The 18,630-nt window shown below is 50.0% G+C and carries 17 protein-coding genes; 8 read left to right on the forward strand and 9 right to left on the reverse strand.

Annotated features, from left to right (window positions below; translation table 11 throughout):
* Positions 1–8: 8 nt before the first annotated feature.
* The 6 genes from JUF22_RS00885 (at position 9) to JUF22_RS00910 (ending at position 7,792) form a co-directional block, all read left to right on the forward strand.
* A complete protein-coding gene (locus JUF22_RS00885) occupies positions 9–1,250 on the forward strand; it encodes an FRG domain-containing protein (RefSeq protein ID WP_203642463.1) in 1,242 nt (413 codons plus the stop codon).
* 262 nt (positions 1,251–1,512) lie between these two features.
* Positions 1,513–1,761, forward strand: a complete 249-nt coding sequence (locus JUF22_RS00890; protein WP_203642464.1) for a hypothetical protein — start codon at positions 1,513–1,515, stop codon at positions 1,759–1,761.
* Positions 1,762–2,085: 324 nt separating this feature from the next.
* The gene (locus tag JUF22_RS00895) at positions 2,086–2,970 is read left to right on the forward strand and encodes a hypothetical protein (protein WP_203642469.1); all 885 of its coding nucleotides are present in this window, start codon (positions 2,086–2,088) and stop codon (positions 2,968–2,970) included.
* Positions 2,971–3,371: 401 nt separating this feature from the next.
* Positions 3,372–5,546: a hypothetical protein gene (locus JUF22_RS00900; RefSeq protein ID WP_203642471.1), complete on the forward strand. Its 2,175-nt coding sequence runs from the start codon at positions 3,372–3,374 to the stop codon at positions 5,544–5,546.
* A 145-nt stretch (positions 5,547–5,691) separates the two neighbouring features.
* Positions 5,692–7,443: a hypothetical protein gene (locus tag JUF22_RS00905; protein ID WP_203642475.1), complete on the forward strand. Its 1,752-nt coding sequence runs from the start codon at positions 5,692–5,694 to the stop codon at positions 7,441–7,443.
* 79 nt (positions 7,444–7,522) lie between these two features.
* Entirely contained in the window at positions 7,523–7,792 is a 270-nt protein-coding gene (locus JUF22_RS00910) for a type II toxin-antitoxin system RelB/DinJ family antitoxin (protein ID WP_203642477.1), read from the forward strand.
* 357 nt (positions 7,793–8,149) lie between these two features.
* Here JUF22_RS00910 and JUF22_RS00915 read toward each other — a convergent pair whose 3' ends face one another.
* The 7 genes from JUF22_RS00915 to JUF22_RS00945 form a co-directional block, all read right to left on the reverse strand.
* Positions 8,150–8,824: an antibiotic biosynthesis monooxygenase gene (locus tag JUF22_RS00915; RefSeq protein ID WP_203642479.1), complete on the reverse strand. Its 675-nt coding sequence runs from the start codon at positions 8,822–8,824 to the stop codon at positions 8,150–8,152.
* 15 nt (positions 8,825–8,839) lie between these two features.
* Entirely contained in the window at positions 8,840–9,430 is a 591-nt protein-coding gene (locus JUF22_RS00920; protein ID WP_203642481.1) for a DapH/DapD/GlmU-related protein, read from the reverse strand.
* An 833-nt stretch (positions 9,431–10,263) separates the two neighbouring features.
* Complete coding sequence (locus tag JUF22_RS00925; protein WP_203642483.1) at positions 10,264–11,172, reverse strand: amidohydrolase family protein; 909 nt, start codon at positions 11,170–11,172, stop codon at positions 10,264–10,266.
* A 12-nt stretch (positions 11,173–11,184) separates the two neighbouring features.
* The gene (locus JUF22_RS00930) at positions 11,185–11,826 is read right to left on the reverse strand and encodes an NAD(P)H-binding protein (RefSeq protein WP_203642484.1); all 642 of its coding nucleotides are present in this window, start codon (positions 11,824–11,826) and stop codon (positions 11,185–11,187) included.
* An 89-nt stretch (positions 11,827–11,915) separates the two neighbouring features.
* Complete coding sequence (locus JUF22_RS00935) at positions 11,916–12,863, reverse strand: aldo/keto reductase (protein ID WP_203642485.1); 948 nt, start codon at positions 12,861–12,863, stop codon at positions 11,916–11,918.
* Between the two features lie 48 nt (positions 12,864–12,911).
* Positions 12,912–13,271 carry a MerR family transcriptional regulator gene (locus JUF22_RS00940; RefSeq protein WP_203642486.1) on the reverse strand — a complete coding sequence of 120 codons (360 nt, stop codon included), beginning with the start codon at positions 13,269–13,271 and terminating at the stop codon, positions 12,912–12,914.
* A 20-nt stretch (positions 13,272–13,291) separates the two neighbouring features.
* Positions 13,292–13,702, reverse strand: coding sequence for a DUF2255 family protein (locus JUF22_RS00945; protein WP_203642487.1), 411 nt, complete (start codon positions 13,700–13,702; stop codon positions 13,292–13,294).
* 160 nt (positions 13,703–13,862) lie between these two features.
* On the opposite strand from JUF22_RS00945, the gene JUF22_RS00950 reads away from it, so the two are divergent.
* Entirely contained in the window at positions 13,863–14,744 is an 882-nt protein-coding gene (locus JUF22_RS00950) for a LysR family transcriptional regulator (protein WP_203642488.1), read from the forward strand.
* A 422-nt stretch (positions 14,745–15,166) separates the two neighbouring features.
* On the opposite strand, the gene JUF22_RS00955 is transcribed toward JUF22_RS00950, so the two are convergent.
* On the reverse strand, positions 15,167–15,748 hold the full coding sequence (locus tag JUF22_RS00955) for a sugar O-acetyltransferase (RefSeq protein ID WP_203642489.1): 582 nt from the start codon (positions 15,746–15,748) through the stop codon (positions 15,167–15,169).
* 214 nt (positions 15,749–15,962) lie between these two features.
* On the opposite strand from JUF22_RS00955, the gene JUF22_RS00960 reads away from it, so the two are divergent.
* Positions 15,963–17,123, forward strand: a complete 1,161-nt coding sequence (locus tag JUF22_RS00960) for a low temperature requirement protein A (protein WP_203642490.1) — start codon at positions 15,963–15,965, stop codon at positions 17,121–17,123.
* Between the two features lie 345 nt (positions 17,124–17,468).
* Here the strand turns inward: JUF22_RS00960 and JUF22_RS00965 are convergent, their stop codons facing one another.
* A complete protein-coding gene (locus JUF22_RS00965; protein ID WP_203642491.1) occupies positions 17,469–18,476 on the reverse strand; it encodes an aldo/keto reductase in 1,008 nt (335 codons plus the stop codon).
* Positions 18,477–18,630: the final 154 nt, after the last annotated feature.

An 18,630-nucleotide genomic window follows, 5' to 3' on the forward strand; every position in this document is an offset into this window, starting at 1 on the left:
GAAGGGAGTTGCGCATCATCGTCGAAACTAAATCCATTTCCATTTCATCTTTAAGTGAGTACATAGCCCTGGTTGCAGAAAAACACGAAAAAAAGGAAAAACATGAAAAGCATAATAATCAGGATCACGTCCCCATTTTCTATCGCGGTCAGTCCCAATCATTCGGGAAAACCGACTACTTGCCTAATCTCTATCGGGGAGACAATGGCTTGGCAAAAAGCAAGCATGTGCGACGGAACGAATTCAACTATACCAACAATATGTTGAAGCGTTTCCCGCAAGTATTTAAGGACAAAAATAACTTTGAGCGCATGGCCATTATGCAACACAACCAATTACCTACCCGGCTGCTAGACATCACCAGCAATCCCTTGGTTGCCCTTTACTTCGCCGTCAGTGAGGTTCCCGTCGATGCGGATGGTAAGAAAAAGGAAGGCGAGATTGCTGCCTTTTACCCGAAACCCAATCAATTTAGCTTTGACTCTTACCGCAACGGTAACAGTGACTTGCTAAACATTGGTGCTAGCATCAGTCTGATGCGCCCTGACCGGCAAAAAAGGTTGGAAAAAGATATCGACAAGTTTAAGCACCAGATTGCTATTGAGCAAAAAAATGTCTTCGGCGACGCTGACCGCTACGCCGCTTGCAAGACAATCTACGATTCTAAGCGCAACCCAACCGTCGTCATCTCCTTCAGAGAAGCAGACGCGAAAGGCTATCAAAAGCTTTCTTTATTCAACATATTCTACCAGTGGTTCACTGCTACACAGGCCAACGACTTAGATAAATCGGGCACGACTTCGCTACGGCTCAAGAACCTGACGGATGATGAGAAGATAGACTTATCCGATGCCTTCTCCAAGCTGTACACGCAATACAATAACTTTAGAAACTCATTCGAGCTCGAAAATCTTTATCACAACATTGAGTTGGACTCACCGGTAGTTGGCCGAATTCCAAACTTGGATCAATTGCAAGAAGTCGTCTTCGCTTCATCTCCTACCGTTGATAAGCGGATTCGTAACCAATCTGGGGCCTTCTTAATGCCAATACTTCTCTCAAAACCAAAAACTGTGCGAAAGAAGATTCGACACCTGATTCGGTTTCGAATCAAAATTCCAGGCGAGAAGAAAGCGCAATTACTAAAGGACCTGGATGCAATTGGCATCAATCAGGCATTTATCTACCCTGATTTATCCAATGCCGCCCAGTATCTGACGGATCCTCATTTGCATGACGATTTGAATTAAGAATTTTAGTAATCTGAGGTATCTAATTTTTAGATAATAGACATTATCACCAAATACATCTATTAGATTAGCTAATCTTCCTTAATTTTCGCTCTCAGAAGACCAATATCTTGATCTTGCGCTTAACTAAAATCAATCTGTTTTTTACAATCGTCCAATCTGAGCAATTGACCTTAATGATCTCCCGACTACCACTGTCAATCCAATCTACACCCACCGAAAGAACCTAGTCCAAATCAAGTTTGACCCAACGACACAAACGGTGAACGAGTTAGTCACCACCCTCTTTGGGCATGACCCAAATCATAATCGTAAGCGTCTTCTGTTGAACCTCTTGGGACATGACAATGACTTCAACTTAACGGTCGAAGACCTAACAGATTCATTTGCGACAAACGAGCGAGAAGAGTTAACTGACGATAACGACCCACAATCCGATGTCGAACTAAAGAATGACGAGTTAGCAATCGACGAAACCGACAGTTTGCAAGTGAAAGATGTCGTCATCTAACGTCCCTGACAAACCACAGGGGTATTACACCCGACACCTTCGTGTCATTTCTTCAATCATCACCCTATGCACTGCGTCACCCACTCCAAATTAGTCACATGTAAAGTTCTCACGAACATCATCACGTTCATGACTATCTTTACTACATAAATAATCAACAATGGGTTTGCAACAGAACCAACACGCGGTATGATAACTTTGTTGCTAAATGAGAACCACATCAAACGGAGCAATGAACCAATGAATCAAACAACAAAATATCAAATCAAACACCAAAACAAAATTTGATAATGAATGAAACAAAAATCGAAAGGATGATTTAAAATGTTTACTTCAAAACGTTCAAAGAAGCTTATGACTTCAATCATGTTAGCATCAACATTGATGGGCTTAGCAACAGTTGTTCCATCATTTACCAGCTCTAACGTAACCGTAGCCCATGCTTCATCAAAGGTTATTCAAGTTAAGGTTAAACATTATATGAATGAAGACATTCATATTGCTATCGAAGGTTGGTTACATGACCACCTTAGTGAAAATGTTGCGGATGCTATTGAGACAAAGGCAGATGTTGCATATAGCAATACCTATGATAAAACGAAATCAGATGCAAAATCGATGGTCGCAGCTTATGCAGTATTGACTAAGTATACTGGTGTTAAAATTGATGCTAAAGGCAATTTTAGTGATAATGCTAAGATTGATAAAAATAAGGCTAAGACTGCTTTGAAGAATGCCGATACTGAAGCGGCTATAAATTCATCAGTTTCATCAGTTGTAAACACCGCTTCAAAGAAGAAGACTACTTCAAAAAAGAAGACAACACCTAAGAAAAAGACTTCAAAGAAGAAAGCAACTAAGAAGTACGCTTACAAGGTTTCCAAGTTGACTTCAAAGAAGACAAAGTCCAACAAGTACGTCAAGGTCAACGGTAAAGTCAAGGTCAGCACTAAGGCATTGGCTAAGAAACATCACGCAAAATGGGCTCGTATTACTACCTACAAGGGCTACAAGTACGTACGTCTCAATAAGCACAATAACTTCAAAGCTACTATCAAGGCGCCAAAGGCCAAGAATACTTGGGCTAAAGCTGGGTATTACACCAAGAACATGAAGCACGGTAAGGTTGTTAAAAAGCATGGTAAGGTAACCTACACGTTCCACTTACTTTCCGCTCATAAGAAGGTATCTGTAAAAGCTTACAAGTAACCTTTAAATAAAATCAACACAACATGATTTTAAATAGTAAAACCAACAATACCCCACAGGATAGTTTAATCTTGTGGGGTATTTATCTTCACTGAAGCAATCACAACAGACGTGATTGCTTTTTTAATGTCTATAGAGACCACTCACCAACACTCATTTACTACAGTGTTGGTATTTTTAGCTTGATGCCGACAATAATACCTAAATTCAAGTAACATAAACCATTCAATTATCTTCAATGACGTTGATTCTTACTCATAAACCGTTATTAATCGATTACGTAGATTTAGGGTAGACAACACGTCTTTATATTCTTAAATGGTATCAAGCTATCAATATCTATCGTTTACCTCAATTTGATGAGGTCTTAATTAGTAAATACATACTATAGGGGTGAGAAAATGTTCAATGACAAAAGAGAACGTCCACGATTAACTGACGTAACTCAAGATTCAACTGGACGTCCTAGAAGTCCAGAATCACAATCCAGTCTCAATAATCATAGTCATAGTTTCAAATTAAGTACCCTATCCCGTCTCGGTATAGGGGTATCAATCACCGCAATGACAGCTTTGACCTTTGCAGGTATTGCTGCACCACAAATGGCACATGCTGATGGTTTCGATAAAACTGTAAATAAGAAAGTAAATGGTGTTCGGTACAAAGACTTCACTACTTATTATTCTGAATTAAAAAAAGATGGGTATGTTGCTAAACGTGATTGGGGTAATATTCCTACAAGTAGTCATATTACAGCCCAGTTTTTCCCTGTGTTTAAAGCCGGTAAAACTAAAGTTACATTTAGTAAAGGCGCTAAAACAGGTAGGCCCGCATCAATTTCATCAAGAGCTGCTGTAACATCAGTTAAAAATACACCAGGTAGCACTATTTATTATAAGAATGTTGGTAAATTCAATGGTAAAGTAGTTGATATGTCTTTAAGTATAACTAAGAAGGCTGCAGGCCTTGGTGGTAGAAATGAAGTTTATTTCATGACTAAAAGATTAGGTCTAGCTATTCCTAAGAATGCTACAGCTAATTGGACATACGCTGATACCAAGGGTATTTATAGCACTGATACTGGTAGCGCTAAGGTACCAAAGAGTAGATTGCATAGGGTTAGTGGAGTATCTCGCCAACAAACTGGTGGTAACTTTAAGATTCACTTGTACTATGATAAATCAAAAAAGACAATCCCATTAGATAATGATAATCAAGTGGGCATTGACTTCATGGAAATGGAATCACCTTGGTTCCATATTAAAGGTCAAAAAGCTCGTGCTTATAGTTATGCTCAACGTGTTTTAGCTTATACAAAACCAACAATGGTTGGTAATTTTGGTGGTAATGGTTCATCTTCAGCTGACCGTGCTTTGGCCAAGAAGGGTATTCTTGGAATTGAAAAACGAACAACATTTCCTAGTGGTATTATCGGTAGTGGTATAGACTTCCAAGGTGGTAATGTTAAGCAATCAGTAATGGGTCGTTGGTCAACTGGTAGTATTGACTTTAGTTGGCGCGGACATGCAGCATTATCAGATATTCTTGAAATTAATGGTGGTACGTACCCGGTTACTCCTCCAAAGTCACCAAAACAACCCGCTCCCAAAAAGTACGTCGGTCCTCAATCTTCAAAACCATCAACTTACAAAGCAACCAAGTCAGCTCTAGCTGATTATACGAAGACCTTCTCATGGAAGATTGTACAGAAGACTAAGAAGGCTAAATTCTCTGGCAAGGGGTATACCATCACCGATACGTTACCAAGTGGAACTTCAATTTCATCAGTAACCTCACCTTCTGGTTGGTCCAAATCAGTTTCAGGTAATAAAGTAACATTTAAGGCAACCAAGAATGTTTATAAGACGACGCATACTTATAACTTCTACGTTGCGTCATCAACCACAAAGTCCCAAGCTCTACGTCATACCAGTTTCAACAACCATGTCACATCACGACGTAAAATCACAAAATCTAAGTGGCAGACAAAAAACTCAAACACAGCAAAGTGGACGTTGAAGAACGAAGAAATCAAGGGGTATTTCATTGATTTTGACCATCACGACCATGCTGTTGCTAAGGGTTACGACATCTTCACACCTAAACAAATTTATGATTCAGGTGTAACGTCAGGTCAAAAGACGATTACGCCACTAGCGGAAGCAGTAGCGCCAGATAACGGTAAGTTATACAAGCTTGTTCATGGTCCTAATGATGGTACATATGCAACGCCATCCGAAATGAAGTGGACTTCAGCTAGAATCAAGATTGTTAATCATTATAAAACTGCTACTAGAACTGTAGGGTATACCAAAAAAGGTAAACCAATTACAGAGTCTTATCAATATTTAGCATATCAGACGTTCCCTAATGGTGACGACAAGCAAATCCACTACTGGTACTACAGAACTAAGTGGTACCACCAAGTTGGTCACGCTAAGCAAGGTACCGACCCTAACCCTTACACCGATTCAACCGACCCTGATGGTGATTTAATCAAGGCCGATGGTAATAAGGGTGAGTTCTACCAAATCAACAATTCTTCAGGATCAACACGGAAATTGTGTTTGACTTGAGTTTGGGGTATTCACAGCGCTTTGCTCCGCTTCAATGATCCCTTCATCCCCACAATCCAACTCATTCCCCTATACCCCACCCCCTAACTACGGTAAACTAGAGGTAATTGTTCCACCTCACAGTCACTCACAAAGGAGTTTATCTATGCTTTTAGTTGCATTATTTGGCACCCTGACCGCACTGGGCATGACCATTCTGGCCTGCATTCAGCGGCCCACCCGCTGGCGAATATTAGTCAGCACCTACGTGATCTTTTACCTGGTCGCGCTGAGCATCGTCTTCAGCTCGCTGCCCAGCAAGACGCCCGCCAGCCTGATTGGCATGAACCTGATTTACGGCATCCTCTACCTGCCCCTGCTCCTCATCAGCAGTCCCCAGGCCAAGGTGGAAGTCGAGCAGAAGGCCAAACGCCCCCGCAATCTTTTTGAACAGAACTTCAATTTCCGCCTGCCCCGCATTAATTTCGGCACCAAACTGGCCGCTGGTGTACTAGCCGTGTTAGTGGTCCTCGGCCTGTTTGGATCCCTACAAACGCGCTTTGGCGTCAAAGCCGTCTACAATTCTCTGCGCATCAAGACCGTGAAAACGGCGCCTCTGCTGGACAAGAACGCCACGCCAATCGCCATTTCGCCCAAGACCGTCCGTAACAAGATGAACAAGGCGATGAGCACCGTGCCCAACACCTCCTACTACAAGCTGGGCGACCTGCAGACGCAAGTCGTGAAAGGCAAGACCGTCTACATCGCGCCGGTCGAGTTCGATGGCTTCTGGCGCTGGCAACGGGCCCGCAACACGCCAGGGTACTTCATCATCGATGCCACCAACGTCAACGCCGAACCCCACTTCGTTAAGCAATCTATGAAATACACCCCGAGCGCCTACCTCTTTGACGACGCGCAACGGGTCATTTACAACCGCTTCCCCAGCTGGGTTCAGGAAGGCCAACCCCAACTCGAGGTCAATGACCAGGGTGAGCCCTTCTTCATCCAAACCGTCTACAAGGCGCGCGGCGTTTCCCGCCGGATCAACTACCGTAGCCTCCACGTGGTCGTGTTAAATGCCAAGACTGGTGCCACCCACCTCTACACGGCGGCCGGTGCCCCCGCATTTATTAATGAATCGATTGCCTCCTCGACCGCTGCGGAAATGAACCAGATTTTCGGTCGTTACGGCAACGGGTTCTTCAACGCCTATTTCAATAAGACCGGCGTTAAGCTCCCTAACAGCAATGGGACCGAGGATGGCGTCACCCCCGTCGCCGACAAGCACGGCAATATTTCCTACTTCAACGACTTCACCTCGCCCAAGACCAGCGCCGACTCGACCATGGGGTACTCCATGATCAACGCCCGGACCGGGACACTGACCTACTACACCGGTAAAAATATCGGGGTCATGGACAGTGATGGGGCCAAAAAGATTGCTGAAAAGGAATATGTCGCTCAGAAATGGTCGGCCACGATGCCAATTATGTACAACATCGACGGCACGCCGACCTGGGTCGTTTCCCTGTTAGACTCCACCGGGGCCTTCCGGAGCTACGCCTATATCAAGGCGGCCGACCAAAGCGTCAAGGCCTACGCCACCACGGCGGCCCAGGCGCTGGACCAGTACCGCGTGCAATTAGCCGCGGCCGGATCCACGGCCAGTTCCACTGCCACCAAACTGACCAAGGTCAACGGTATCGTCACCCGAGTCGCCATCGTGCCCAACGGCAGTACCCAAAGCGTGCTGTTCGCCATCAAGGGCAACGATTATCTTTGGTCGGTCGGCACCGGTGACTACCCCAAGGCGGCGCTCCTCAAGGCCGGCGACCAGGTCAAACTGACCGCCAACGTCAACAAGCAGGCCAAGACTGGGACCGTGCAGTCGTTTAAGAATGAGACGTTTAAATAAACTCTCTCTCAATAATCTGAACCGGATCAACGCCAATTGCTTTGTCGATTGACAGGAAAACACAATGAGGTGCGTAATCATGGATAAGCAAACAACCCTAACCATTCGTCTCAACAAGGATGTCAAAAAAGCAGCTATCAAAGTTGCAGCTGATATGGGACTTGACATAGACACGGTCATCAACTTATTTTTAGCCGAGCTTGTGCGCACCAACCAGTTGCCTTTCAACCCAACTGGTCCAGACTTTCCGGCTATTTGGCATGACGATCCACGAGAAATTGCTGATTTTAACCAAAGCATTGGTTTAGCCGATGACGGAAAGAATTATGGTCACGAGCTATCCGATTAACACATTATCTGAGTATTCAAAATGGTGTCACCCACAAAAATCGGGTGGCACCATTTTTACGTTAATATTAGTAACAATCAAAGCACTCACACGGCCACATCACGGCGGGCTAAACCAGCGTTAGCCGCAGGGCTGGGGAAATTGGATTGACTAGAATAGTGTCAGTGACCAGAGGCGGATCAAAGTACCTAGCCCACGGGACAACCTTTGAGACCGCTCCTCAGGCTCAAAGTTGAGGTGAAAGCCCGCCCTTCGGCTGGAACCGGCCCCATAGCCAGGCACTTTGAATCCGCCGCCGGGAACGACCAGTACCGCGGCCAATCCCTATTTTCACCAACCCGGAGGCAACTACCTGGTTTACTCCGCCGTAAATGCCAGGCCACCGTGATTGACCAAGGTGTCGCCCGTCAAAACGGTCGCATCCGCCGTCTGAATCAGCGGTTGGGCTGACGCTTGATACTGCTTGAATCCAGCCGTTTGGCAATGTGCTTTGAACGCCGCCAAATCCTGGTAAACCGTGAAAATCACCCACTGATCTGGCGCATCCACGACCTGTCCCACGGCACTGACCTGCAAGCCCGGTTCATCCGCCATGGCCGCCTGTAAATACGGCACCACTACTGATTGATAGGCGGCCGTCTGCCCTGGCTGTACGGTTAGTTCCATCAGCTGGATAAAGGCCTCATTCGCCGGACTACGGTATAACGGCTGCGGTTGTTCCAACAACAATTTCGGTGTCAGGTTCACGACCGTTTGCTGGGTCACAGCGCGTTTGGCGACCGTCCGAAACGCGGCGAACTGCGGTGAGTGCGCATGAATGTTGTAGCTAGCGTTATCGCGATACACTTCAATGACCCGGTTATGTACTCCGGCCGGGTCCACGTGACTCGTGTACATCGCCAACGTCCCAGGTTCATTTTGAATCGACGTCGTTAAATTTTGGGTCCCCACTGCGGCAAAGTTTTCTCGTTCCGCCGCGGTAATTTCTAACTTGAATAAGCGAAATAAGGGGGCACCTAATTGCTTGGTCATCTGCTCTCTCCCTTTCTACAGTGACTTGAGTGCAGGCAACGGCTTGATGATGCGCGCGGGCACGCCAGCGACCACCGTATTGGCTGGCACATCTTTGGTCACGACCGCCCCGGCCCCAACCACGACGTTGTCACCGATGTGCACGCCACCAATCACGGTCACGTTGCCCCCAATCCACACGTCGCTGCCAATCGTAATCGGCTTGGTCGTCGTAATCAGGTAGCGACTGCCATCCGGCCGCACGCCGAACCGCTGCGTCGCGTCCAACGAGTGAGCGCCACAGTACAGCTTCACATCCGGCGCAATAACGACCCGGTCGCCCAGGGTGATGCGGTTGGAATCCTGAAACGTGCAGTTCCCATTGATAAACACGTCATCGCCAACTGAAATGTGGACGCCATAGACCGCGCTAAACGCCCCATTGATTACGAAGCGTTGCCCGGTTTTGCCAAAGAACTGTTGCATGGCATCGGCCCGTTTGGCAGTGTCCTGACTGGTATTGATCACTGAAAGCAGGCTCTTGCCTTTGGTAATCAGGCCCTGCAGTTCGGGGTCCCGGTAATCGTAATCCTCACCGGCTAAGAGTTTTTCATGTTCCGTTTTCAAAATAGTCAGACTCCTTTTCGGGTTAAAGATACTTTGGCTAATGCTTCTGGGGGTAACGAGAATGCAAGGACAGTTCCGTTCCCGGTGGTGGGCTCAAGATGCCCTGCTATGGGGTCGGTTTCAGCCTGTAAAGCGGGCTTCCACCTCGACTTTGAGCCAAAAATCGGTCTCAAAGGTCGTCCCGCGGACTAGGCTGAGAAAGTCCCCCAGCCAAGACCGCCGACACAGCCGGCCATCTTGGCCCACCTCTGGTCACTCACATCGACCATGTCATTATCACACCCCTAAACCACTGATGAGTATGTGTTTAACCCATAAATGTATTCCTTGTTAATAGCTAGTTGGCACTGATTACCAGCTCTTCGATTCTATTTAGCCCTAGTCAATTTTTATCTATATAAATCTGCTCTTCTAACAAAATTCATCTCCAACATAAACGATCAACCAATAAATGCCGACCAGATAAAGCCAGCCGGCATCAATAAACAAATTTATAAGCATCCCAGCACACTCACAACAAACCGGCCAGCCCACGGACTAAACAAGTGTCAGCCGCAGGGCTGGGGAAAACTGGACTGACTAGGCCAGTGTCAGTGACCAGAGGCGGACCAAGGTTCCCGGCTGTGTCGATGGCCTTAGCTGAGGTTTCTCACTCAGCTTAGCCCATGGGACAACCTTTGAGACCGCCCCTCAGGCTCAAAGTTGAGGTGGAAGACCGCCTTTCAGTCTGGAGCCGGCCCCACAGCAGGGAACCTTGAGGCCGCCGCCGGGAACGACCAGCACCGCGGCCAGGCCCAGTTTTCACCAGCCCGGAGGCGCGGACAACGGCCAGTTTAGTCCATGAGTGCTTGCCAGTTGGTGGTGAAGATGGCTTGCTGCTGCGTCGCCGTCAAGTCCATATCCCGCACCGCCTGCTCGATCACCGCCGTCGGTCCCACCGGTGGAATTCCAAACGGCGAATCCGTGCCAAACAGCACGTGGTCCAACCCAAAGAAATCGACCGCAAGTTCCAACGCCTTAGGATTGCCCAGGATAGCAGTATCCACGTAGAACTTTTTAAAGTCCGCGTAATTTTCGGCTGACTGGATGTACTTGATGCGTTGGCTGAAGTACGGCACCATGGCCCCGGCGTGGTGCACGATAACCTTTAAGCCGGGATACTTGCGGAAGTATTTGGCCGCCACAATACCATTCATGGCCTGCGTCAGCTCGTACTCCCAGCTAAAGGTCAGCTCGTTGTCGGTCTTGTGCGTATCGAAAACGGGATGGAGCCAGATGGGCGCACCGACCGCCGCTAATTTGGCAAAGATCGGTTCGTAGGCCGCGTCCGTGATGGGCTTACCCAATGCTTGGGTAAATAGTTGCACCCCAACCAAGGCATCGCTACCGGCCACCTGCTCGTCAATCAGCTGTAAGGCGGCGGGCACATTGTTCAGTGGCAACATAGCCACACCAGCCGGAAAAATGTCACGGTTGGCGCGGACCAGGTCTGCGATTTCCGCGTTGGCCTGTCGGCAGAGTTCGGCCGCCTGATCCGGACCCACGAAGTCTTCCGGGTTCAAATTGACCGCGGAAATAATCTGTTGGTGATCCGCTGGCAGACTGGCCCGGTGTTGCGCCACATCCGTCAACAGATCATTTTTCATGTACGGAAAGTTGTCTAAGATATTCGGGTGAATCGCATTCATTTTGGCTAAAAATTTTGCGGGTAAGACGTGCGCAAAGACATCAATGACCGTCATCGTGAATCCCCCTTAGTACCAGCTAGGCTTGTCGCCATCAGTACCGGGCTTGTCCAGGCCCACGCTAGCGTTTTGATACGTGCTGGGGTCGGCGATAACTTTCAGCGCGAAGTCCGCGACACTCTGCCGAGAAACCTCGGTCCCCTTGAAACCATCGGCCAAGGTCGTGACTTCATAAGCCACCTCGTCGTTGTCGGTCAACCAGGCTGGCCGAATTTCCGTGTAGGTCACGCCAGACTTTTCAACCAGCTCACTGGTCCGGCGGAAGGCTGGCAGGTAGGCGCCAATCATCTGTTCGTTCCACTCGCCAAATTTGCCGGGAACTTCATGGTGCGCGCCCAATGAGCTGATGTAGATCAGGCGTTGCTTACCGGTTTCTTTCATTGCGTCAACCACACTCTGGGTCTGGACATCAAGGTCCGCGCCACCCAGGTTGGAATAGATGATGTCGGCGTCAGCCATGGCCTTGGCCACGACCGCCGTGTCATGCACGTCGCCATCGACCAGGGTTACCCGGGGATTGGCGGCCAGTTTATTCAGTCGGTCTGCGTTACGCAAGAACAGTGTCAGCGTGACATCAGTTTCGTCTAATAAACGTTGGGTCAACAGTTGTGCCATGGCACCATGGGCACCGAGAATCATGATTTTTGTCATGTAAAATTCCTCCAACTATTTTTGATTTAATGAGTCTTTCAGTGTGTGACTGATTTATTCAGTCCCGCAATAGCTTCATTGTACCCCAATTAGGCCATGGGAGCTTCCCAGGAGCCCTTGGTATCAACATTGGCGGCTTGGGCCAGGGTTTCTAATTGGGTAATTTCAGCGTCCGTCAACGTCAGGGACATCGCCTTGGCCTCGCTCGGAATGTACTTGTCCTTGGTGACCCCGATGATTGGCGTGGTGCCCTTGGCAATCGCGTAGGCCGTAGCCACTTCAGCGGCCGAAGCATCTTGTTTCGCGCCAATTGCCTGCAGGCCGGCCGTTAAGGCGCTCACTTGTGGCAGTACGCTGTTGTAAATGCTTCCGCGCATACTGTCGGCTGGCAGTGGATTGTCCACGTTGTAGCGGCCACTCAATAGGCCTTGTTCGAGCACCATGTAAGCAAAGAACGTGATGTCGTGTTCGCGACAGTAGTCAATGATGCCCGCCTCTTCTGAGGAACGGTACAACAGGCTGAAATGGTTTTGCACGGCGGACACCTGAATACCGGCTTCGCCCAAGATTTCGTTGGCCCGCTTGATTTGGGCTAAATTGTGGTTGGAGACCCCGAAACGCTTGATTTTGCCGCTGTTCACCAGCGGAATCAGTTGAGGCGTCCATTTTTCAACGTCGGCCGGGTTGTGAATCCAGTAGATGTCGATGTAATCCGTGTGCAGGCGCTTGAGGCTGCCCGCCAGCATGTCAGCGACTTCGTGATCGCTGTCGCCCGCAGCCATCTGGGGCGTGAACTTGGTGGACAGTTGGTAGCTCTCGCGCGGATAGTCCTGGAGCAGTTCGCCCAATTTATCCTCAGAGGCCCCGGAACCGTATGCGTAGGCCGTGTCCCACAGGGTTAAACCCGCGTCCATCGCCGCCGTGACGACCGGCTTCAGGTCCGTAGCCGTCAAATGATTCCCAAAGACTTGCCCATCCGGCGTGTCGCCCCAAGCCCAGGTTCCTAAAGCAATTTTCGGTTGATTTTCAGTTAACATATTTTAAGCGCTCCTTTTTGAGTAAACTTCGTGTTCATTTTACAATCATTAATGGTTGCCCGCCACCATCGCGACCGGCAATGTGGCTAGCTTATTTTCCAGCCGCCCCAACGTTTCCTGTAGCTGGTCGATTTGGTCGTGGAGGACGTCGGCCTGGGTCGTTAGGATTTCCCGTTGCGCCGTCAAGTCGTCTTCACTATCCCGTAACGCAATCAGCCGTTTGATTTCGGCCAGCGTGACGCCACAGTCTCGCAAGTCTAAAATGTCTCGCAACTGGTTCAAATCAGCCGCACTGTAGTCGCGCATCCCACTGACGCGGGCCACCGGCGCAACCACGCCAATCTGTTCGTAGTACCGCAGCGTCCACGCACTCGTGTGCAACGCCTTTGCCGCTTCGTTGATTTTCACGTGAAGTCCTCCCTTTCGTCCTAGTTCGTTGGTAAAATTTCGACCGTCGCTGACCGCGGCCGGGCCTGTAGCATTGGTAACAAGTAGGCGCTAGCCGCATATTTTTCGCGGTAAGCCGCATCGATTCGAGCCAGTAGTTGGGCGTCGCCAGTAACCGCGGCGAAGGCCACTTTGAAATTGTGACCGCTTAAATGAATCCGTCCGCCGCGTTGTTGAACGGCCGCTTGGTACCAGGACGACTGTTGACCGTGCCAGGCCCGGGCGTATAACCGTCCTGCGACCACCACGGACCAGATCCAGGTCGGCGTGCCGTACGTCCGGCCGTCACTGTAAAAGGGGGACACCCGCAGATCATCGGCGACCGCAAATGCTTGGGCCCGCTGTTGCGTCCAGTGGCAAGCCGGTGATTCCTGTTTATTCTGTTGTTGCATGTCGCTGACCGCCTTTCGCTGTTCTTTACAGGGACTATCATAAGACTTGTTCTGTGCTATGACTAATGCTTAATTTAAATCAAGTTCCATGCTTTTGAGGTATACTAATCACAATAGAAAACTTCCCTCGTCACCCCACCAAACTAAGGAGTTGTGTCTCATGGAATTACGTGTTCTACGCTACTTTTTAATGGTCGTTCAGGAAAAAAACATTTCCAAAGCCTCGGAACGGCTACACGTCTCACAGCCGACCGTGTCACGCCAGATTAAGGATCTCGAAGATGAACTGGGCACGACCCTCTTTGAACGGGGCAGTCGGACCATCCAACTCACCTCCGATGGCGAATACTTTGCTAACCAGGCCCGCCAGATTCTCTCCCTGACAGACAAGACGGTGGCCAATATTCATCAGGAAAGCGATATCCGCGGCGCCGTCTTCATCGGCAGCGCCGAGGCCCGCAGCATGTTGACGGTGGCCCAGGCCATTCGCCGGTTGAACCGCCAGTACCCCCACATTCAAATCAATGTCGTCAGCACCGATGCCGCCGAGATTCACCAGCACTTGACCTCCGGCGTTTTTGACTTTGGCGTGGTGATGGAACCCCTCGACAAATCCGATTACGATTTTCTCCGGCTACCCGGTGAGAGCCGCTGGGGCCTGCTGGTCCAAAATAGCTCACCCCTGGCCCAACAGGCCACCGTCAGCCTCGACGATATCGACCATACCAAACTCATCTTGCCGCAACAGGGGGGGAGTCGCCGCATTCACGCTGTCTTCGGTCTCGACCAAGATGATCTCGACGTCGCCGCCACCTACAATCTCTTGTACAACGCCTCCCTGCTGGTTTCCGCCGGCGTTGGAAACGCGCTGGGACTCGACGGCATCGTCAATACCAACCAGTCTGATTTGACCTTCGTGCCGTTGGCGCCACGGACGTCTTCTGGGACTAGCTTGGTTTGGCTGAAGGGGGCGCGGCTGTCGTTGGCGGCACAGGCGCTGCTGACGCAGATTCGCGCCGAACTAACGCCCACTGAAAATTAAGCTTGGCGTGTGGGAGTACGCCTCCGGGGCGGTGTAAATGGGCCGTGACGCTGTGGGCGCCCGTCTGCCGTTCCCGGCGGCGGGCTCAAAGTGCCCTGCTGTGGGGCCGGTTCCAGCCTGGAGAACGGGCTTCCACCTCGACTTTGAGCCAAAGTGCGGTCTCAAAGGTCGTCCCATGCTCTAAGTAGCGGAAAACCACGCTACTAAGACCATCGACACAGCTGGGCACTTTGGCCCGCCTCTGGTCACTAACGTTTGCCACGCGTGGCCCATTTTCACCACCCCTGCGGCTGACACTCCTTTAATTTTCAGTGTGGGTGATTCTGGTCTCCTATGCTGACTTCTTTCAATTTGCCGTCAGTTATAACTACATTTGCTTTTATTCTAATAACCTTTATTCATTCTATTCTGCTAACATAACCCTATTCCTGTGTTGCGCCCTTCACCCGGCGCAATACCCTGGCCGGGGAACCGACGACCACCATGTTTGCTGGGACATCCTTGGTGACGACGGACCCCGCGCCCACGATGGCATTTTCGCCGACCGTGACGCCTGGCAGAATCATGGCGCCTGCGCCAATCCAGGCGTTACGCTTGATGTGAACGGCCTTGGCCTGGACGTTGCGGCGCTTTGCCGGGTCCTCCAGGTGGTTGACCGTGATCAGCATGGCACCGGGTCCAATCAAGGCCCCCTCGTCCAGGTAAATGCCCCCGAGGTCCACGAACATCACGCCTTGATTCACGTAGACGTTATCCTTGATGAAGATATGCGGACCGAAGTCACTGTGGACTGGCGCATTGATTTCCGCCGACTCCGGCACAGAGTAGCCCACGACCTGACTTAGCGTTGCGCGGCGTTGTTCCGGCGTTTGGTCAATGTGGTTGAACTTTTTTAACAGTTCCTGTGTCCGCTGCACAGTCTGGTTGATGTTTTGAAAGTCCTCACCGTTAAAGTCTAAGGGCTCGCCGGCTAGGGCTTGCTGAAAAATTGCGGGTTCTGGCATGTCACGATTCCTCCATTTGTTTTGAATGTTCTTCAGTATAGAAGTCCGCACCAACTATATCCAATACTTAAATTAAATCCTATCCTATGCCTAAATTGCATATATTTCCGATGACACCGGGAACGGCTAAAATTGGTCAGTCTTCCCTTGTCGCCTCTCCAGCGGGAACGTGTATAATATCTGGTATATTCTAAAAACTTTTGGGGGCCTTCATTTGACAGCCAATCATCGATCCTGGTGGGGTGCACCTCGGACCATCACCAATACCATTGAAAATCGAAAAATCTCCTGGCTCGAACTCTTTTCGGACCTGGTCTACGTCGTCATCATTCACAGTTTCGTGGAGAACCTCTCCGCCCATTTCAACCTCTACGGCTTCGTGACGTTCTGGGTGCTGTTCCTGTTCTTCTTCAACACCTGGACCAACATGGTGTTGTACTTCGACCTGCACGGGGAAAACAACCTACGAAACGTCTGCTTCGCCCTGCTACAAATCGTGGCCGTAGCCGTCACCGCCACCTTCACGCCAGACGTCTTCGCGGGGCATTACACCGGGTTTATCCTGGCGTACTCGTTTAACCAGCTCATCTATATGTACCTCTACTTAAAAACCATGATTGCCGACCCGCTCCACGCCACGACGACGCGACCTTTCCTGATTGCCTACGTGGTCGGCGAAGCGCTGTTCATCGGCAGTATCTGGGCACCTAGCCTGGCCGTCCAGCAAGGAGTCGTCATCCTGAGTCTGCTTATCTTCATCAGCACGGTAATGGCCGAGAGCGGTAATTTTGACCGTGAATTTAAACTGCGAGACATTCCGTTTGAACTCAACTCGGCCGTGCTGGAACGCTACGGGTTGTTCACCATGATTGTGCTGGGCGAATCTCTTGCCGGCATCATCGAGCACATGTCCGAGGAGCACACCCACCTGACCGACTACACCCACTTTGTCATCGCCATGGTCTGTATCATCGGCACCTGGCTGCTCTACTACACGCTGATGGACGAACGGGAAATCACCGCCCACCGCTACTGGCCGATTTCTCTGTTCCGGGGCGTGCATCGCTTTCTGATTGCCTGCCTGACGCTACAGTCCTTCTTTATTGCCCAAACGGTGGAGTCCAACGATCCAGTTTACTACCGCGGACTACTCATTGTGACCGCTCTGATTCTCTGCGCGTTGTTGGCACTGACCGCACCTAAGCTGTACAACGTCACGCCCATCGCGCCTAGACAGGTCACGTGGCTCTGTGTGGGCATCGCCGGGACTGTACTCATGATGGGAGTCCCAGCGACTATTGGTTCCGTCGTCATCGATTTGATTCTGTTGACGCTGGGCGGCTGGACCTGGATTCGCGCCGAACTTATTAAATAAAAATTACGTCGGTTGGCAGCAATAGTCGCAACCAAGCTATTCTTTGACTGCAATCGAAAACGAGTCTGGGGCAACCCCCAGGCTCATTTTTGTGTACCCATTTACATGGCCGAAACGTGCGACAAAAAGGCAGCCGGTTCCGCTTAAAACTACTAACCAAACAATCCAAGACCAGGATTATTCGGTTAGTAGCCTTAATGCTCGCCGGCTAACCGCCTTTTGTCCCACTCTGCACACAAAAACCGTTCCAACACGGGGGAGTGTCGGGACGGCTGCTGTGGTTGTTATGTTAGTCGTTATTGCTGGTTTCTTGATGGGAAACCTGTTGCGTTCGTTCTTTAAAAATTAACGTTGATAATTAATGTCATCGGAAGCTAAGGGCCCGACTAATTCGTGGGGCACATAGGGTTCCTCCAGGTACTGGACGTCCTCGGGACTGAGCGTTAAGTCCAGTGCCTTGACCGCGCCCGTTAAATGGCTGCTCTTCGTGGCCCCGATGATGGGTGCCGTGACGGTTGGCTTCTGTAACAGCCAGGCCAAAGCGACCTGGACCCGTTCGACACCGTACTTGTCGGCAATTTCACCGACGCGCTTGATGATTGGCAGATCTAATTGCTTGCTGTCATCATACTTCGACCGGGCAACCTTGTCCGTTTTGTAGCGCTTGGAGTCGCCGGCCCAGTCACGGGTCAAACGGCCGGAAGCTAACGGACTGTATGGGGTCACCGCGATACCTTGGTCGGCACACAGTGGCAGCATTTCCCGTTCTTCTTCGCGGTATAACAAATTCAAATGGTTCTGCATGGACACGAACTTGGTCCAACCGTGAGCTTCGGCAATGGCTTGGGCCTTTTCAAACTGCCAAGCAAACATCGCGGAGGCGCCAATGTAGCGGGCCTTGCCGGACTTCACCACGTCGTTCAGGGCTTCCATCGTCTCCTCGATGGGCGTGTTGTAATCCCACCGGTGAATGATGTAGAGGTCCACGTAGTCCGTTTGCAGGCGTTCGAGGCTCTGGTCGATCTGTGACAGAATGGCCTTGCGGGAAAGTCCAGCCAGGTTTGGCCCGGCTTCGGGCGTGAAGAAGACCTTCGTCGCCAACACGATTTTATCGCGGTCAGCCAGTTTGTTTAAGGCGTGACCCACGAACCGCTCGCTATCCCCGTGGGAATAGATGTTGGCCGTGTCAAAAAAGTTAATGCCTAGGTCAAGGGCTTGGCGAATGACCGCTTCACTCTGGTCCTCGTCAACGGCCCAGGGAAACATTCCCGTGGACGCGTTGCCAAAACCCATGGTGCCTAGACAGAGCCTGGAAACGTCCAGACCCGTGTGTCCTAGTTTGGTGTATTGCATGATTGTTGATAGCTTCCTTTTGTTTGTGGCTTTGGTGATTTTTGGGGCTGGCGGGATGGGACTGGCTGTGCATTTAGGAGGTTGTTTCACTTAATAACGTTAAGTGATTTGAACTCCTTGCGCTTAACCATGACTCTGGTTTGGGGCATTAATC

Origin of the sequence: Levilactobacillus lanxiensis, assembly GCF_016861655.1 — a bacterium.
Classification (GTDB): domain Bacteria; phylum Bacillota; class Bacilli; order Lactobacillales; family Lactobacillaceae; genus Levilactobacillus; species Levilactobacillus lanxiensis.

Excerpts from the sequence above, each read along its gene's own strand:
- JUF22_RS00895 (WP_203642469.1), top strand. The coding sequence starts at position 2,086 with ATGTTTACTTCAAAACGTTCAAAGAAGCTTATGACTTCAATCATGTTA.
- JUF22_RS00900 (WP_203642471.1), top strand. The coding sequence starts at position 3,372 with ATGTTCAATGACAAAAGAGAACGTCCACGATTAACTGACGTAACTCAA.
- JUF22_RS00905 (WP_203642475.1), top strand. The coding sequence starts at position 5,692 with ATGCTTTTAGTTGCATTATTTGGCACCCTGACCGCACTGGGCATGACC.
- JUF22_RS00910 (WP_203642477.1), top strand. The coding sequence starts at position 7,523 with ATGGATAAGCAAACAACCCTAACCATTCGTCTCAACAAGGATGTCAAA.
- JUF22_RS00915 (WP_203642479.1), bottom strand. The coding sequence starts at position 8,824 with ATGACCAAGCAATTAGGTGCCCCCTTATTTCGCTTATTCAAGTTAGAA.
- JUF22_RS00925 (WP_203642483.1), bottom strand. The coding sequence starts at position 11,172 with ATGACGGTCATTGATGTCTTTGCGCACGTCTTACCCGCAAAATTTTTA.
- JUF22_RS00930 (WP_203642484.1), bottom strand. The coding sequence starts at position 11,826 with ATGACAAAAATCATGATTCTCGGTGCCCATGGTGCCATGGCACAACTG.
- JUF22_RS00935 (WP_203642485.1), bottom strand. The coding sequence starts at position 12,863 with ATGTTAACTGAAAATCAACCGAAAATTGCTTTAGGAACCTGGGCTTGG.
- JUF22_RS00945 (WP_203642487.1), bottom strand. The coding sequence starts at position 13,702 with ATGCAACAACAGAATAAACAGGAATCACCGGCTTGCCACTGGACGCAA.
- JUF22_RS00950 (WP_203642488.1), top strand. The coding sequence starts at position 13,863 with ATGGAATTACGTGTTCTACGCTACTTTTTAATGGTCGTTCAGGAAAAA.
- JUF22_RS00955 (WP_203642489.1), bottom strand. The coding sequence starts at position 15,748 with ATGCCAGAACCCGCAATTTTTCAGCAAGCCCTAGCCGGCGAGCCCTTA.
- JUF22_RS00965 (WP_203642491.1), bottom strand. The coding sequence starts at position 18,476 with ATGCAATACACCAAACTAGGACACACGGGTCTGGACGTTTCCAGGCTC.